The 17,743-nt window shown below is 34.7% G+C and carries 16 protein-coding genes and 2 tRNA genes; 8 read left to right on the top strand and 10 right to left on the bottom strand.

What is annotated here, in order from left to right; translation table 11 throughout:
- Positions 1-142 precede the first annotated feature (142 nt).
- Positions 143-1,432 (top strand): tyrosine-type recombinase/integrase, encoded by a 1,290-nt coding sequence (locus ABFU83_RS02785; RefSeq protein ID WP_347068762.1) that lies wholly within the window; start codon positions 143-145, stop codon positions 1,430-1,432.
- Between the two features lie 202 nt (positions 1,433-1,634).
- On the opposite strand, the gene ABFU83_RS02780 is transcribed toward ABFU83_RS02785, so the two are convergent.
- From ABFU83_RS02780 to ABFU83_RS02745, 8 genes are all read right to left on the bottom strand, one after another.
- Positions 1,635-2,780 (bottom strand): IS481 family transposase, encoded by a 1,146-nt coding sequence (locus tag ABFU83_RS02780; protein ID WP_347068760.1) that lies wholly within the window; start codon positions 2,778-2,780, stop codon positions 1,635-1,637.
- Between the two features lie 642 nt (positions 2,781-3,422).
- Positions 3,423-3,545, bottom strand: a complete 123-nt coding sequence (locus ABFU83_RS02775; protein ID WP_347068758.1) for a hypothetical protein — start codon at positions 3,543-3,545, stop codon at positions 3,423-3,425.
- A gap of 78 nt (positions 3,546-3,623) precedes the next feature.
- Complete coding sequence (locus tag ABFU83_RS02770; RefSeq protein ID WP_347068756.1) at positions 3,624-4,970, bottom strand: restriction endonuclease FokI C-terminal domain-containing protein; 1,347 nt, start codon at positions 4,968-4,970, stop codon at positions 3,624-3,626.
- A 15-nt stretch (positions 4,971-4,985) separates the two neighbouring features.
- Positions 4,986-6,386 carry a restriction endonuclease subunit S gene (locus tag ABFU83_RS02765; RefSeq protein ID WP_347068754.1) on the bottom strand — a complete coding sequence of 467 codons (1,401 nt, stop codon included), beginning with the start codon at positions 6,384-6,386 and terminating at the stop codon, positions 4,986-4,988.
- A 1-nt stretch (position 6,387) separates the two neighbouring features.
- A complete protein-coding gene (locus ABFU83_RS02760; RefSeq protein ID WP_347068752.1) occupies positions 6,388-7,908 on the bottom strand; it encodes a hypothetical protein in 1,521 nt (506 codons plus the stop codon).
- A complete protein-coding gene (locus ABFU83_RS02755) occupies positions 7,905-10,103 on the bottom strand; it encodes an N-6 DNA methylase (RefSeq protein ID WP_347068750.1) in 2,199 nt (732 codons plus the stop codon). Before ABFU83_RS02755 ends, ABFU83_RS02760 begins: the two co-directional genes overlap by 4 nt.
- A gap of 2 nt (positions 10,104-10,105) precedes the next feature.
- Positions 10,106-10,303, bottom strand: coding sequence for a helix-turn-helix transcriptional regulator (locus tag ABFU83_RS02750; RefSeq protein ID WP_347068749.1), 198 nt, complete (start codon positions 10,301-10,303; stop codon positions 10,106-10,108).
- Between the two features lie 241 nt (positions 10,304-10,544).
- Positions 10,545-10,796 (bottom strand): hypothetical protein, encoded by a 252-nt coding sequence (locus tag ABFU83_RS02745; RefSeq protein WP_347068747.1) that lies wholly within the window; start codon positions 10,794-10,796, stop codon positions 10,545-10,547.
- A 588-nt stretch (positions 10,797-11,384) separates the two neighbouring features.
- Between ABFU83_RS02745 and ABFU83_RS02740 the strand changes: the two genes are divergently transcribed.
- The 5 genes from ABFU83_RS02740 (at position 11,385) to ABFU83_RS02720 (ending at position 13,535) form a co-directional block, all read left to right on the top strand.
- A tRNA-Leu gene (locus ABFU83_RS02740) sits at positions 11,385-11,469 on the top strand.
- Positions 11,470-11,674: 205 nt separating this feature from the next.
- Positions 11,675-12,079 carry a DUF5367 family protein gene (locus ABFU83_RS02735; protein ID WP_347068745.1) on the top strand — a complete coding sequence of 135 codons (405 nt, stop codon included), beginning with the start codon at positions 11,675-11,677 and terminating at the stop codon, positions 12,077-12,079.
- On the top strand, positions 12,076-12,588 hold the full coding sequence (locus tag ABFU83_RS02730; protein ID WP_347068743.1) for an ATP-binding protein: 513 nt from the start codon (positions 12,076-12,078) through the stop codon (positions 12,586-12,588). The genes ABFU83_RS02735 and ABFU83_RS02730 overlap by 4 nt, the downstream gene beginning before the upstream one ends.
- A gap of 400 nt (positions 12,589-12,988) precedes the next feature.
- A tRNA-Lys gene (locus ABFU83_RS02725) sits at positions 12,989-13,061 on the top strand.
- A gap of 270 nt (positions 13,062-13,331) precedes the next feature.
- On the top strand, positions 13,332-13,535 hold the full coding sequence (locus ABFU83_RS02720; RefSeq protein ID WP_347068741.1) for an ArsR family transcriptional regulator: 204 nt from the start codon (positions 13,332-13,334) through the stop codon (positions 13,533-13,535).
- 32 nt (positions 13,536-13,567) lie between these two features.
- Here the strand turns inward: ABFU83_RS02720 and ABFU83_RS02715 are convergent, their stop codons facing one another.
- Both ABFU83_RS02715 and ABFU83_RS02710 read right to left on the bottom strand, forming a co-directional pair.
- Positions 13,568-15,001 (bottom strand): S41 family peptidase, encoded by a 1,434-nt coding sequence (locus tag ABFU83_RS02715; protein ID WP_347068739.1) that lies wholly within the window; start codon positions 14,999-15,001, stop codon positions 13,568-13,570.
- Between the two features lie 207 nt (positions 15,002-15,208).
- Positions 15,209-15,583, bottom strand: a complete 375-nt coding sequence (locus ABFU83_RS02710; RefSeq protein WP_347068737.1) for a helix-turn-helix domain-containing protein — start codon at positions 15,581-15,583, stop codon at positions 15,209-15,211.
- A 96-nt stretch (positions 15,584-15,679) separates the two neighbouring features.
- Here ABFU83_RS02710 and ABFU83_RS02705 point away from each other — a divergent pair, with 96 nt between their 5' ends.
- Together ABFU83_RS02705 and ABFU83_RS02700 are read left to right on the top strand one after the other, a co-directional pair.
- Positions 15,680-16,600 (top strand): alpha/beta hydrolase, encoded by a 921-nt coding sequence (locus ABFU83_RS02705; RefSeq protein WP_347068735.1) that lies wholly within the window; start codon positions 15,680-15,682, stop codon positions 16,598-16,600.
- Positions 16,597-17,739 carry an MFS transporter gene (locus ABFU83_RS02700; protein ID WP_347068733.1) on the top strand — a complete coding sequence of 381 codons (1,143 nt, stop codon included), beginning with the start codon at positions 16,597-16,599 and terminating at the stop codon, positions 17,737-17,739. Before ABFU83_RS02705 ends, ABFU83_RS02700 begins: the two co-directional genes overlap by 4 nt.
- The last annotated feature ends 4 nt before the right edge of the window (positions 17,740-17,743 follow it).

Below are 17,743 nucleotides of genomic sequence, written 5' to 3'. Positions count from 1 at the left end.
GTTACCCTTTTGGTTACCAAATATGTTTCTTAAATTGGGTAACCGAATTTTCTTGAACTTGTAAATGTGTGGTTTTAAGGAATTTCAATTTGTTTTCGGTTTTAGCCGAAAGAAATAATTGATAACTTAAAAATGTTGGGAAATGAAAAACAATCAAAAACTTTCGATTTTATTTTGGCTTTTTAAAGCTAAGGCGACCAAGAAAGATGGTAAGGCACCACTTTATGCTCGAGTGACAATTAATAGTAGGTCTGAAGAGATTTCTATGCAATCAAAAGTACATCCAAATAATTGGGATGTAATAAATAAAAAGGACACGGCGGGTACTTTGGAATCTCAAAGAACGAATAAGAAGGTTAAGGAAGCTGAGATTGACCTATATCGACATTTTATGAGTTTAACGACCACTTTTGACGAGGTTACTCCGATAATGTTAAAAAATGTTTATAATGGTAAAGATCCTCTTGCACACCAAAGAACAGACACCTCAACTGGTATTCGAACAATTCTCGAAGCTTTCGATAATTATATAAAAAATTTTAAGTTAAAGGTGGATAAAGGGAAAAGATCAAATGGTACACATACACATTGGAACACGGCAAGGAATAAAGTCGCTAATTTTATATGTGTTAAATATGGTCAACCTGATTTAGAGTTAACCTCTATAAAATACAGTTTTGCAGAATCATTGTTTGATTATTTAACTCTCGAAGCCGATGTAATACTCGCTGAGAATACAGCAAAAGGCTATATCAAAAAGACTAGACAAATTCTAAAAAGGTGTGCTAAAAATGAACTTATAAAAAGTAATCCCATCCAAGAATTTGTTTGCAATGCTGAAGATCCAGAAGTTATTCCTCTTGAACTCTCACAGATAAATAGAATGCTACAAAAATCTATGCCTGCAAAAGTTTTAGAGGAAATCCGGGATGTCTTCATTTTTCAATGCTTTACGGGCTTTTCTTATGCAGATCTCTATAAGTTATCAAAAGAATGTATAAAAGAAGTTGGTCTTAACGGTGAAAAGTGGATAGCGAAACAAAGAGATAAAACGGACGTAAATGAGATGGTTCCTTTGCTACCATTAGCACAAAAAATCATCGAAAAATATGAAAGTCATCCGTCATGCTTGAAAAAAGGACTTTTACTTCCTGTGGATAATAACAGTCGTTATAATAGATACCTTAAAGAGATAGCTAATATTTGTGGAATAAATAAACGTTTACATACACACCTAGCTAGGCATACATTTGCAGATCTTATGCTTAATAGCGACATGCCTTTAGAAGACGTAAGTAAATTACTTGGACATAAAAGCATACGTACGACTCAGAAATATGCAAAAATTCGTAAAAATCGAATTAGTCGCAATTTGAAAAGAGTAAGGGAAGATCTGTTTACAGATACTGGCGAACTTAAAACTATAGGATAATACATATATTGTAATAGTCCCTTGTTCGTAGAAGATTTACTTAATAAATTTTCACTAATGGTAAAAATACATTATACAACATTCAAGTTCTGCATAAAATCAAGAAATTGACTAATAGTCAGTTTCTTGATTAAAAAAAATTATTAAATGCCTTTTTCGTTAAGGTGTAATAGCCACTACTTGATCTGACAGTTGGTTGTCTTTAAAAATTGTCAGATTGCCTATTCGAATATAGTAATGTTTCTGCAAAATCTATAGATTCAACTTGTTGCTTATTTTCTTGTACCGGATAAGTAACAAGTTGATCTTCTTTTAGTGTCTCCAGCATCTTTTCTTTTGCCAAATTAATTGTATCATTGAAGGTCTGCATGGGTGTCTTTCCAAAGCAATACTTTCCAGTATGGGTACGATCCTGATTATAGTAAATCATCCAACGATCAAGGTCGTTTTGGAGTTCCTGAATGCTTCGGTATACTTTCTTTCTGAATGCAACTGCATAAAACTCATCCTGAATAGTACGATGGAAACGTTCGCAAATACCATTTGTTTGAGGGCTTTTTGCTTTGGTTTTCGTGTGATCTATATCTTCGATGGCTAAATAGAGCTGATATTCATGCTGGTCTCTTACCCCGCAGTATTCTGTTCCTCGATCGGTTAATATTCTTAACAATCTTAAGTCATGTTGTTCGAAAAATGGTACTACCTGATCATTGAGCATATCTGCGGCAACTAATGCATTCTTACGATCATACAGCTTTGTAAAAGCGACTTTAGAATATGTATCAATGAAAGTCTGCTGATATATATGTCCAACTCCCTTAATATTCCCAACATAGTACGTGTCCTGAGCACCCAAATATCCCGGATGATGAGTTTCTATCTCGCCGTGTGCCTTTTTCTCTTCTTTAGCTCTTTCCAGAGCTACAAGCTGAGCTTCCGTTAACACAATACCTTCCTGTGCAGACTTTGCCTCTAAGGCTTTTAATCCAAGCTTGAAGGTCTGCAGATCATGCCTCATCCATATACTCCTAACTCCTCCGGGAGATATTAATATGCCTTGTTTTTTTAGCTCATTAGATACGCGTAATTGGCCTAAAGCGGGTTGATCTATAGCCAAGTCCACAACTGCTTGTTCAATATGCTCTTCTACTCGGTTCTTTAGAATTGGCTTCCTTCTAGAAAGTTCCTGAAGTGCAAGTTCTCCTCCTTGGTCATACAATTCCTTGAATCTATAAAAGCTATCTCTGGAATAGCCCATTACTTTGCAGGCTCTTGATACATTCCCTAAGTGCTGGGCAAGCTCTAAAACACCCAGTTTGTTTTTGATGATTTTTTCTTGTGTAGTCATAACTCTAATCTATTTTTCAGTTGTTAATTTATTGCAACTGTCAGATTAAGTCTTGACTACTTCAAATAAACCCTGTTCTTGGGTTCACAATATGGAAATTCACAATCATTTCAGAAAATGCCACAACTTATCCTTCTTCCTTTAAACAACATCCTACAATAAAGGATATCTTCCTTCTTCCAATTAATTTAAAAAGTTTAACCTTTTCGATTTTAATATTTCATCGGAAAAATTTAGAGTATAAGAACATTTCTTCTAATCCAAGTAAAGGGCACACTAAAAATGGGCACACGCTAACACTCCAAAGTTATTTTGACTGATGTTAATAAAGAGCCCGAAACACGTTAAATCAGTTATATGCGACATTTCAATTAAAGATGGAACGATACAAAGTTTTTACTTTTCTCCTAATCCCACATATCATAAGCTACGCCCTTTTTTTTAAATACAATAAGCTTTTATCCAATAATCAGGTTATAATTCCTATTGCAGAAAAATAGGTATTGACTTTGACCGTAGTCACATTTATAATGGTAATCATGTATATAATTGCCACCAATTATTAGTACGCATTTCCTCCCATAAAGCAACAACCGCTCAATCATTACGATTGAGCGGTTGTTAAGTTTTAATAAATGATACTTACTCTTCCTCAGTATTTTTATTTTTATCCACCTGATGATTATTTTCAGATGTTTCATTTACTGTATTTGCATTTGAGGTTTCAGTAAATCTTTCTAATACATATTCGGATAACGTTTTCATTGTATTGATGTTTGAATGTTAATATGATATGTATGAATTTTTACTTGGTACATTCAAGTATATAGGTGTCTAAAAAATTTATACATCATCAAATTCCTCTATAATATTTTTAGATTCGATAGGATTACCAAAACTTATTAATGTTTCAATAATAGTAGCCGGAGGAATTCTGTCTTTTGTTTTATATGCTAAAAGGTATAATAATGCTTCTGATGATAATAGTATAAATCTTTTAATGTCTGTATTCCATGTAATTTCATTAATAAATCCATCAAAATTAGATTTAAACGAATTACTTACGATAATAAAACCTATTTTTTTATAACCTTCTTTCTGCAATTTTGGACAATAGTGATTGATATATTCTTTAATTGCTCTATCATCTATCCCTAAGCTATAACCATTTGAATATGCTTTTGCATCTATCAAAAACGCAGTGTTTTCTTCCCTATGCCTTATGATGGCATCGGGATTTCTTCTTGTACCTTGCCCTAGAACTTCTACTTCAAAATCTAGCTGTTTAAATATTTCGGCAACTAATTTTTCATACGCAAACCCTTTGGAAGAAGAAGAATTTTCATTGTTATTTCCTAATTCAACTAATCTTGAAACTTTAGGGATCAGGTAGTCTGACAACTCAAATGAAGCATTTGCAGCAATGATTTTTTCTTCTTCTACTTCAACAATAATAGGTTTCTTCTTTTTAATTGAAGGAGTAACATTTGTTGTTTTATTAGGATTACCTTTAAAATTCCAAAATGCGTGTTCTGCATCCCAGTTATTGATTTCCTTACCTGTGTACTTGTTTAAAACAACCTTTATCTGTTCGTTTAAGTCATAAAAAAAGCGATACGTCTGTACTTGATTTTCTTTTTCCTCCCAAAAATCTAGCTCTTTGTATGCATTTATCAGAGAAGTATATAAAATTGGCCAAGCTCTATTATCCTGTATCTGCCAAAAATAAGACAGGAAATATCCAATAGAGCCAGAATTAGGTGCTTTTCTCTTATCCTTAGCTTTTGACGATATTCCAAAACTATATTTTTCTAATACATCTATCTTTGAAAGAGCCTCTTCTAAATTGGATGGTAGATAAAGACATTCTTTTAGTAATTTAGATAATTTTTCTATATCAGATTCACTGTTTTTAACTAATTGATTGAAAAACATTTGACCTTTAGTCGCTGTGAAACCCCAAAGATTATTCCTTTTATTAAAGCTATCTACATTGGTCTTGAATTCAAATACATTTATTGCTCCAGATCGAAACTGTTCAATAAATTTCTTAAGTTCAACAATTGCGTTTAATCTTGCTTCATCTATATTATCAAATTCATTCCCTTTAGTATCCAGCACTCTCTTATTAGATGAAACATAGTTATCCCAAATAGTATGAATTTGTTTTACTTTATCTTGCGTTATCATAGTTTACTAATGAGTTTAGCCTATTATCATTTTTTCTACTTGTTGTTTGGCTTGTTCCAAAACATTTTTTGCATCGGCTTGCAAGACTTTAGCTTTGCTACGCATATCTTGAATATGCTGTGCTATTTCGTTTTGCTTTTCAAGTGGAGGAAGCGGGATTGGTAGTGATTTATACTCTTCAGAATTAATATTTGACTGTACAGCAGGACGTTCTATTGCACTAACCCAATATTTATAAATTTTTGAATTGCAATAAAAAAACAAAAAGTCAGGATTGATTTTAGCAATATTTAAGACAAATCGAATCAAATAACCTGCGAAAATTGCTTTTTCTTCTACCTTTTTGTGTATGTAACATCTACCAACAGACCCACTTCGAGCAAAAAGAATATCGTTATATTTTAATTCATAAATGTTATTGGTGTTTTTAGCTGTTTTTTTTCCATAATCCTTTAATTCACCAATTTCATCAATATCTGTTATTCTGATATATCTAATTGCATTTTCTAAACTATACTCTTCCGCTTCTTCATTTGCACCATATTGAGGTGGTTTAACAATTAAACTTCCCAAAGTATTGAAAGGGAAATTCGCATCTTGATTTATCAAAAAATCATATTTACTATTATAATCTGGATCCAACCTGCCACCTGTAACTTCGCTAAAAGAAGTTGTAAATATTCGATTTTGTAAACTATTGTCTTTTTCGGGCAAGGAAATACCCAATTCGCCCAACAGATAGGTGTCTATACTGTTTAATAGTTGTTGTGCTTTGGCTTCTTTTTCTTGCTTTTTTGTATACGCAGATTGAAATATTGAAACAATATCTTTCTGAATATTAATGCCAGGCAATGGAATTTGCAAAGATTTATATTCCTCAGCATTTATATTTGGTTGTCCTGCAGTTCTTTGAATAGCTTTCACCCAATTTTTATACACCCCTAGTTGAGTATAAGTAAAAAGATAATCTGGTAAAATTTTAGATTTATCAACAACAAATCGTATCATATAACCAGCAAAAAAGCAATCATAGTTTACAGTATCTTTTTTGTGGATATATGCTTTTCCAACCGTATTGCCACTACGAGCAAAAAGTATATCATCATTATCTAAAATAAACCTACTCTCAATATTTTGAGCCGTTACTCCAATTTCGTTTTTAAGTAACCCATATTCGTCAATATCTGTTATTCTGATATATCTTGGTTCAAGAAAGGAAGTTCTTATTATACCACTTTCATTGGCTCCATATTGCGGATTTTTTATTAATAAATTTTTTAAAGAGACAATATCATACTTAAAATTATGCAATATTTTATTGTACAGTACCATATCTCCATCCCATCTATCAACTAATTCAGAACGGTTGATGATAAAAATTTTATTGGGGTCGGTATGTGTGGGAAGATTGTACATTTTATATATTTTCAATTACATATCCATAATTACTAGACAAAATACCTATTAGGTTATTATACACTTCATCTTCTAAAGTGCTAATTGCCTTTTCATTATACGGGTTTCTTACATCGTGTTCATAGTCAAATGGTACTTTTACCGTATCGCCCAATTGACGTACAATGATAGTTGGCTTTTTCAAAGCTCTTGCAATTCCTAATTCGTAGCCAACATTTGGATTGCCTCCTGTAATATCAGCAATGAACACGCTACAACTTTGTATCTCGTTGATCATATTATTTATAATGTCTCTTGTTTCTCCTCTGTGCGTCATTATTGGTAATAAGCTGATAGAAATATGTGGAAAGTTGGCTGTAATTTTACTTATAACCCGATTATAGGCATCATTATAGGTTTTCATAATTTCAGTACTTCCGTCATAATAAGGCATTGCTACAAAAACGCTAATGCTTCTGGCAGAAATTTTGTCAAAAATATTGACTAAAGAAGCATCTTTAACCTCTTGAATTTCAAAAATATGATTGTTTAAAATCCAATCTTTAAAAAAATCAAATTTGGCTTTATTTCCTTGCACGTGATAATATAAGAAGGCTGTCAATAAACCAAAACTAGAATTTGCTTTAAGACTATCATTTTCACTGTAAAGCAAATCAATTGCCTTTAAAGAGTTAAAAACTTTTTCTACTAAGGTGTCTTTATCTTCTCCACGTTCTAATAAAATCCAGAAAATTGAATTGTAGTAGGTGCGATACTTACCTGATATAATGTGTTGTATTCCTTCAAAATACTCAGGTGAAACTTTATCAATCAATGTTCTTGTCAGCAAAGCATAATCGCCTAAAAGTTCTTGCAATTCAGTATCAGGAAATGTTAGTTTATCATCTATAATAACTTTTAAATTTTCTTCAGAAGTTAAAGGAATTGTTTTAGTATTGATATTGTGAAAAAATACTTTGATTGCCTTATCAAAATTTTCGGTTTCAGTATTTGTAACGATAGCCCCATTTTCGTAAAATTCTTGTCCCAAGATGATACAAAAAGGAGCAACCATTCTATCCACTTTCTCTGCTGTGGACTCCTCCGCTGCTTTTAATCTGTGGTTACCATCTATTCTATGAAATGGTTTGTCTGCCAAATTGTTAATTTCAATTTCCACAACTGACAAGGTTGTAACACCTTTTGCATCTGCAATGCTTTTATAATCAATCTTTTTTATTTTAAAACTGGTTTGGTCTATGTTAGATTTAAAACTTTTATTTGACTGTATTTTTTGTAAAGGGGTTAAAGTGTCTTTCGATTTGGAAAAATCATGCTTTATTTTATAGCTTAATATCACTTCCGGAAAAAAAAGGTACGTTTCGTTTTTTAAAAAATCACTTATATCCTCTCTATCTTGTATCGGATTTCTTTGGTAAGAATAATCCGCTTTGGATATATTAGCCAGCTCTTTTATAGGTGCAAAACCTCTGATACAAAGTTGTCCGTTTAAAGAATTATCAATAATACCTCTCAATATCATATTTCGTTATTTTCAATTGCGTTAATAAATTTTTCTAACTCTGTGGAAATACTATCCAGCTCGTTTACATTGGTTTTTTTACCTGTAGCGTCGTATCCTATATCTTCGGCTATTGCCATAAAAATGGGATAATCTGGCAATTGTCTTTCATTTTCTTGCTGATATTGCAATTGTAGGCTTTCTTTTAATTCTTGTAATTGGTCCGCAAATCGGCTATTAATTTCGGTTTTGTCTTCCTGCATTAATTCCGTAATTTCTTTTTTATCTTTTTCAGGGTAGTCGTTTTTGTATTGCTTTTCCAGTTCTTTTATAGCTTGTTTTTTCTCTTTATCCCAGTCAGCAATCAGTGTTTTGTAGTGATTGGTATCTAAGAGGTTGAAACGCGTTTTTTGTTTAATGTTTCTAATCTGCTCTGTTTGGGTTTCATCGTATTTTCTTAAAAACAAAACCGAACTTTTTACGCCAGCACCATTAGCGGCAAATGCCGTTTGGGGCAGAGAAACTACGGCTACTATGCGGAAGGTTTCTTCGATATGAGTACGCACATATTGTAAACTACTGTTGGTAAGTATGCCGTCTGGTATCACAATAGCCAAATAGCCGTTTGGTTTTAAAAAGCGGTAACATTGTTCTATAAACAATACTTCGGTACTTTGATTTTCTCGGTACGTTTCGGGTTTGGCAACTACAGCTAACCAGTCTTCTTCTTTTTTGCCGAGTTGAAAGGTTTTGAGATAAGCTTTTTCTGTTTGTCGTACAATACTACCAAAAGGCGGATTGGTAATGATGAAATCAAACCTGTTGTACTGAAATCCTTTGTTTTCGGTGTTTCTTTCGATGGCTTCGGGTGTGAGCAATCCGTCAGATGTAATGACGTTGGTATGTCCATCGTCATGAATAATCATATTCATTTTAGCAGCACGAGAAATCTGCTCATTTATTTCTATTCCATAGAGGTTTTTCTCAGCAAAGTCGTGCCAAAATTTACGGTGTTTTTGACTTTGCCTTACATCGTTTTTATGATTAGGATATAATTCATCGGCTTGCTTACGTACCTTATTGAGGGCATACAGCAAAAAGCCACCACTACCGCAAGAAGTATCTAACACTAAAGAATGATTGGTAATGGGCAACACTTTCACTGTAAACTCCACTATAGGTCGAGGGGTAAAATACTGACCAAAATTTCCTCTAAAAAATGTACCCATAAAGGTTTCAAAAGCTCGTCCTTTTGCATCTAAGTCTGTTTCACCAATATTTACATCTTGTAAGTAGCCTACTACAGTTCTTATTTTTTCGGCACTTAGGCGTATGTTATCTCTAAAAACTTCTCTGTCTCTTTCTCTTCCTTCTTCATACAAACTTTCAACACGCTCCTTTAGTTGCTGGTTTTCTATTCTTCTCTTTTCGGTTTCTATTTGCAAAGGACTTAATTTCGTATAGCTCGGTACGGCTTCTGTATCTACCGTTATGATTTGAAAATCGTAAGATTGTCCTGGTTTTCGATCCTTTTTCTCATCCCATATTTTACAGAAAATAAGTTTGTCCAATTCATCAAATGCTTCTGAAGGGTTTAGCTGTCCGCCTCCCCAAAGAGCATCGTGGGCTTGCTTAAATCTTCTTGTAAGATCATCCTCCCCAATTTCTATCAAATCAAAATAATCTTGTTTGCCTTCTATTTGTTTCAAACTTTCGGCATCGTATACAAATTTATAATGAGCTAATTTTTTTACTCCAAATTGCGGTATATCAGGCTGGGTAATGCGAGTATGTTTAGATTTATCTACTTCAAAATACTCATTATTATCTCCATTGGTCACCCATACATATTTTACCTCGTTAGGCATTGCATAGGCATAACTATACGCTTGTTCTACAGCCTGTAAAAATTCTTGCTGACTTACATTCGGTTTTTTACATTCTACCAAAATATGTGGTTGCTCACAAGCATCATCATTATATACCACGATATCTGCCTCTTTGATACCAGAGCCCATAGTTACAGATACATATTGTTTTATACGTTCTGGTTTGTATTTGTACTGCAATACTAATTTTAAAAAAGCTTCTGCTTGAACTTTTTCTTCTGGATTGTTATAGTTTCTATTTTTATTTTGATGAATATAGGTTATCGTTTTTTGATCCTCTGATATTTTAATCAGTTTTTTACCTATTCCTTGTTGTATAATGCTCATAATTATTTGGTTGAATTCAACAATTCTCTTACATCAATTTTTAACAATTGGGCAATCTCTGCCAAAGTTTCTACTGAAGGCTGTACTTCATTGGTGACCCAACGGGATACCGTTACTTCACTTTTGCTTAGTTTTTCAGCCAGCCATTTATTGGTTTTGCTTTTTTCTGCAAGGATTATTTTTAACCTATTGATTTTCATTGTATGTTATTTGATTAACATTTGGTGTTAAATTTAAGACTATTATTTTAGATAGAAAAGAAAAGGATTTTTATATTATCGGGTATTTGGGAGGTGATGAATTGATGCTTGATTCACTATAATCTTTTATGTATTTTATTTAGTGCATTCTAGATTTTGTTATTAATGAGAAGCTAGTACAGAAAATCCCATTACAATAACATAAACTATCATCAAACAACAATTTTATCAACTCCCTCTTTTATAATAAAGTAGCTTTTTCGTAAATCTTGTTTATATCAAGAAGCGGACCTAAATTCCGGTCAAGAATACCATCAGTAGTTTCTAGCAAAATGCATTCTTTTTCCATTTGGGCTTTCAATTCTGAAATTTGACTACCATACTCCAATCGCCATTTTTCATATACATCCTTGTTGATTTCTCCCAATATCCACTTCTCCTCTACAGCTGATAATTTTCTGTTCGGCTTCCTATAATCTACTTCGATGATCAATAAGACTTAGCCTGTGAATATACAAATAAAAAGTAGAGTAATAGTTAAGTTAATTTTTGCGACATTCTTTCATCAGCTATATTTAAGATTTTTCGTACCTCTAAATCTATACTAAGTTAGTATATCTATTTTTCACCTTTTGATTATTTATTATGGTGAATAATGGAGATGTCTGTTTCGACAACTAATAAAATGGGTAACCAGAAACACTAAATTGGGTAACCAAAAATTGACTTGGAAATAAGAAAAAATCAAAATTATCAGTTTCCAAACAACATTATTTTATGAAATTTTATAAATGGAGATGTCTGTTTTTGACAACAAATAAAATGGGTAACCACTTTTAACAAATGGGTAACCGAAAATACAAATTGGGTAACCATTTCAAGTATGATTAGAAATTTTGCTTATATTTGCAACAACAGAAAGAAGTTCTTTAAAATAGCACATAAAAAACTAAATTTTATGGTTACCCTTTTGGTTACCCATTTTTACAACACTAGTAAAACCGTGCTTTTTGACAACATAAAGTGATCCCAGCCGGGTCACAAAAAAAAGTCAAACAGTAGTTTGACTTTTTTATTTTATGGCCACGTGGAGAAATTGGTAGACTCGCCATCTTGAGGGGGTGGTGTCGCAAGACGTATGGGTTCGAATCCCATCGTGGTCACCAAATGGTACAAATGTAGATCGGCTACAGTTGTACCATTTTTTTTATCTTCCAATTCTTAGTTGATCAAAAATCCAATATTTTTCTCCTGATTACCATATCCAAAATCGGTAATAATCATCAAATAGCTGAATTTACAACCGGAAAATTCTTATATTTATACTCAAGGAATCGGCGCAGCTAAAGCGTAAAATTTTATTCATTCACAATGAAAACATCTAAAGAGAATTACCCGTTGCTTAGTTTTATTGTTGGTTTTTTAGTCTGGCTAGTCGCCACGATATTGTTTCGGATCGCCGGTCAGCATTTTTTTATGGTCGATAACGCATTAGTCATGATCATTTTATACATCATTCTGATTCCGGCACTCGGTTTCGTTGCGACCACGGTTTTTAATAAATTCAAACTAGACCATCTTGAAAGCATAAAATCGGCTGCCCTTATGGTTTTACCCGGCATGCTACTAGACACCGTATGCATACAGTTTTTTGAATCTTTCTTTCCCAATATGCCCGAAATCTACAGTAAAACATTTGCTTCCTGGCTAATGTTTGCCTACGCTATTGTTTTAATTTTCGGACTTTTAAGAAAGAAACAAGAAACTAAAGCATGAGAATAGCAATATTCGGCGCTCACAATGTAGGCAAAACGACATTAGTCGAGGAACTGTTAAAGCATCTTCCCGAGTACACTTTTGAACCAGAACCGTACCGTCAGTTGGAAGCCTCCGGGTATGAATTTTCAGAAAAACCCACTATTGATGATTTTATAGAACAGTTTAATTATTCAGCCAAAAGGATTCCAAAAAGCGAAGACGATGTCTTATTCGATCGTTGCGTTCTTGACATCTTAGCTTATATTCATGTTCTGAATCCACGGAAAAATATCCAATCGCTGTATCAAACAATGCAATCCCTACTTAGCGAAATTGACCTTTTTGTATTTGTTCCGATTGAAAAGCCGGATTTGATAGCCGGTCATGAGTCCGATTTGCCAAAACTTAGAAGTCAGGTTAACGATTTACTCCTTGAATGGATTGACGATCTCGGAATAGAAGTGACACAAGTGCGTGGTACCTTATCGAATCGTAGGAATCAGGTACTCGCTGGAATTTCCGAATAGCGATCGCATCATTTGTATTGATCATTCGAGAATTGGTATTTGACGGATCATTTTAGGAGTCGGCACAAAAAAACAAGTGTATTTTTACTCGTTTTAAGTACGCTTTTACACTTTAAAAAGTATCGCAGTCGAAAAATGACAAAAAATAGCCCTTATTCCAAAACCAGTAGTTCTTTCATATTGAAACGGTTAACAACCTACAGACTTGCTCTCTGTATTTTTTCAAAAAATTAAAGTCAAAAAAAGCATTTTTTATTAGTTCAAACGAATAAAAATTCCTTTCTTTGCACCCGTTAAAAACAACAAAAGATATCTAAATATCGGACGTTGCAATTCAGTAGGAAGCTTTAAACCTTCCGGTTTCACTGATCAAAAAGAAACAAAACAAACTTATATTATAGACTCGGTAGCTCAGCTGGTAGAGCACATCACTTTTAATGATGGGGTCCTGGGTTCGAATCCCAGCCGGGTCACAAAAAAGTCAAACTAATGTTTGACTTTTTTTCTTTTATACCCTCTTGAACACAGGCCTTCCCTGATAAAAGTAAACCCAACAGATCCGCAAAAAATGGTTACCCATTTTTTTAATTTTTCTAAGGTGCTGTTTAGAAAAACTCCATTTGTTTTTGGCATTATCCCAAAAAACTTAAAAGTGAAGGAAGAGGAAAAAACATGACGAAAATCACATCGCTGCTCGCGGGCTTTCACTACATTTGATTTCGTGCATTTTAAAAAACCTTATCATGAAAGGAAAAACAGACAAAATACCTGCAAAATTGTGCTATGAACATGTTGGTGGCAAGCTTGGAAGCCTACTTCTAAAACAATTTATTGTTCTTGGCTGGCTGGCCAAGGAGACACCCGAAGACAAGAACTTCTATGTTACTGAAAAAGGGATCCTTGAATTCGAAAAAATCGGTATTGACTTATCACAAATAACCCCTTGATACTATGATTAACCTCAATGATTACGACAATTTTATTTTTCCGTTTCCATTTTTCGTAGTACAAAATCCATTTGTCTGTCAAAACCCGTCTTTAAATCATCTGCCTGAAGCGGTATTTCGACGTCCGGTTTTATGCCTTTGGGATCATTTCTAAAATTTGGAGTTTTCATTTTGTACTGAAAAGTAGGTATCCATACCAATGTTTTAGAATAAGGCAAAACAAATGCACGACCACCGGCATTACTGTAATTGCTTCCTTGTGAATATTCGCCGTAAAATTTTCCAATTTTATATTCCCGTAGCAAGGCTAATAAATGTCCCGTGGTGGAAAAACAACCGCCATTTATCAAAACACTAATCTGTCCTTTATATACATTGGATTTGCTCTGTTGTTTTTTAAACCACCAAAAATCATTGGCGCTACCAGTTGCTGTGGTGCAATTTAGTCCGTTTATTGGTGTTGTTTCCGCTACATTTATTTCTTCAATACTTTCAGGATATTGCGCATAATGCTTCCAGTTTTTCACACTATTATACTTGGCCCCCACATAATCAAAATAGTAATAAGGTTGATCAACTAAATAAGAAAACAAATAATTGGCTATTTCCGCAGCGCCACCACTGTTATCGCGTAAATCAATAATTAGATTTTTAGTTTTCAGACTGTCGAGCCTGGCAAAAAAAATATCCAATTGCTTTTGTGCGACCGCTCGATCGGCTTCATTATACCCATTTTCAAAAGAATGAAATTGGAGAACCGCAATTTTATCTTTTCTAATTTCAGTCGTCAAAGGAGGAATCGTTTCCGCGGTACTTTTAGTGAAACGATCCAAAGTAATTCCATTGAATACTACTTGCTGCTTTTGGTTCTCCTGGTCCAGAAATGTCACTTCAAACTTTTCACTTTGGTCGTATATAAAATAATAAAAAGGGAAATTCTTAAATTTCGTATTTAATCCGGTTTCATTTCGACCTTCAAGATGAATATATTTTTTGATCTCCTTTACGATGGTCTGAATCTCTTTTCCGTTTATCGAAAGAATTTGTAAGCCCGTATAACTTTGGTTTTCCTTTACAGAACGATCAAAATAATAATTAACTCCAATCTGATAAATACAAAATGGAAAAACAGGTTTTTCTTTTAACAATGCCATAATTTGTCCTCTGTCGACAGTAGTATGTCCATCTTTTATTTTGGCCATTAGTGTAGCGGTGAGCTTGTAATACTCTACAATAGAAAGATCACCTTTGATCGAATTCTTTAAGTCCAAATAGGTTTGATCAAATTCTTTTTTCGAACAAAACATAAACTGTCCGGGATGAATCGCATTGGTCAGGTTGTATAGCTGCGTAAATTCTGCAGCAATACTATCTTTTTTTAACTTTTTATCCAGCAATGGATCATGTTGTCCACAACTGAAATGGATTGCAAAAAATAAAAACGGAATTAGTATTTTCAAATTCATGGTCGAGTGTCTTATTTATGGAATGCTGACTAGTAACCAAATGTATGTATTGTCTTACTACAAACCAAATGTAACACCACGAATCCAGGATTTAAGACACTATATCGCAATCAGGTTTTGCCAGAATATAGTATAAGAACCACAACTATTCCCAATCCGTCATTAGTTTTGGTGCAAAATGAAAGATCGCTTTTGCTAAAAATGGTATTAAACAAGTTCGTTTTTGAGAAGTAATGCTTTATGCTTTTCGGCCCATTGGCTCAATTGACTCCATATCGGAACCAATTCCTGAGCAATATCGGTCAACTCATAATCTACCCGTGGTGGAACCTGGGCATGAACGGTTCTTTTGACCAGGCCTTCTTTTTCCAATTCACGGAGTTGTAACGTAAGCATACGCTCCGTAATTCCCGTGATTTGATTGCGCAATTCACTAAAACGCAATTTCCCATTTTCCAGTCGACAAAGGATTAACAACTTCCACCGGCCTCCGATTTTACATACGGCATACGTCAGATTACAACTTTCCACTATATAATTCTCATTCAACATATTGGTTGAATTTTCCTTTCTTTTCGCCATTACTTACAAATTTGTTTGTACCATACAATTGGATGTGTACCCTACAAATTTAAATATTAGCTAATAATTTTGGGAACAATTCTAAAAGAAAGTATTATGATCGTATCAGAACAAACCGAAAAAGCATTGGCCTATATTCAAAATATAGAAGTGTCCGAAAATCGAACTCCCTGGGAAACCGGCAGGGCTTTTTATGAAAAGTTTATCCCTTTAGCCGGAGAAAAAGAAGCCGTTTTTCAAATCGAAGAACAAGTAGCAGTAAAAGACAATGATTCCATTCGCTTACGGATTTACCGTCCGAACCATAGCGACCAACAACCCGTTATGATTTATTTTCACGGAGGCTGGTTTAATGCCGGAAGTCTGGAAACCCACGATACCCCTTTACGCCAGCTAACGAATTTAACGCAATCTACGATTATTAGTGTCGCCTATCGACTGGCACCGGAATATCCATTTCCGGCAGGTTTAAACGATTGCGAATTTGCCACAAAATGGATTATTGACAATGCCGCCTTACTCCAAATCAACCCCAACAGAATAATAATAGCCGGTGATAGTGCCGGAGGGGCTTTGGCGGCAACCGTTACCCGAAAATTCCGGGAAAAAGTTATGGCACAGCTACTGATTTATCCGGTAACCGATAACCGTCTGAACACAGCTTCCTGGATAGAATTTCAAAATGGCCCGCTATTGGATTTAAAAGGCGGCATTCAGGCATGGGAATGGTATTTGCCAAATGCCAACGACCGAAATAACCCCGATGCGGTTCCGCTGTTAGCCGAGGATCTGGAAGCGGTCCCGCCAACATTAATCGCCGTTGCCGAATTTGACCCGTTAAAAGATGAAGCCATCCGCTATGCCGAAAAATTAAAAGCCAAAGGCGTAACGACAACGCTAAAACAGTATGAAGGAACCACACACGGTTTCTTTCAAATGGGTAAATTCATCAAAGATGCCAAAGTGCTTATGCAGGATGTAGCTGATTTCACAAACCGATATAATGCTTCAAAATGAAAAAATACGCATATATAGGCTGCTTAGGGTTTATCGCCGTCATCACTACCGAATTTGGTGTTATCGGCATATTGCCACAAATAGCCACATATTATAACATCAGTATCGACAAAGCAGGCATGTTACTTAGTGCTTTTGCATTAGTCATCGCATTGACCGGTCCTTTTATGGCCTTATTAACCTCCGGCTTAGACCGCAAAAAAGTCATGATTACTGCTATCCTTATTTTTCTGTTTACGGGAATCGTATCTTCATTTTCACCTCCTTTCTGGCTGTTGATGCTGGTTCGGATACTCCCGGCATTTCTACAACCGGTTTATATTGCCACCGCCTTGTCTGTAGCCGTTTCAAAAGGTGATAAAAAACAGGAGAACGAATTGATGAGCATCGTGTTTAGTGGTGTAGCCATTGCTATGGTTTCTACCGTTCCGTTTGCCACGTGGTTGGCCAGTAAATTCTCCTGGGAATATTCGTTTATTATCCAAACTATTGTAAGTACTATTGCGCTGTTGGCGATCTATTACGTACTGCCCAACCTACCTGTTGCGGAAAAAAAGTCCTATGGGAGTCAGTTAAAAATACTGACCCAACCTGTTTTTATCGTGAGTACCGCGATGAATTTTTTTATGATCGCCGGATGGTTTTCCACCTATAGTTACTTTGCGGAATACCTCAACAAAGCCAAAGGTATGGATAGCACTATGGTAAGTTATATGTTGTTTGTATTTGGGATTATCGGAATTATCGCCAATCGCGTTTCGGGAAAAATGCTAAACCAAAATGTTGCGAATACTACCGCCTTATTTTTGTCGGGAACCATTCTGATTCCGGTATTACTGCATTTTTCAGGCACCCATCCCATCGCCGTGTTTTTGGTCATAATTCTTTGGGGATTTTTATATTCGCCGAGTTTTCTAAATGCGTCTACTTATATGATTTCGTCGGTGCCGGAATCGTTGGAATTTGCCAACAGTCTTGCGACTTCCTTTGGTAATATGGGGATTACAGTGGGTACCACCGTAGGCGGATGGATGATCGCCACCAAAGGCGTTCAATACACCCCGTGGTTGACATTAGTATTCGGTTTATTGGCCTTTACGATGATACTGACGCGGAACTATCTGGAGCGTAAAGCCTAAATAG

Source organism: Flavobacterium sp. WV_118_3 (assembly GCF_039778605.1).
In the GTDB taxonomy this organism is placed as follows: Bacteria; Bacteroidota; Bacteroidia; order Flavobacteriales; family Flavobacteriaceae; genus Flavobacterium.
This window is presented reverse-complemented; position numbering and strand designations above follow the sequence as displayed.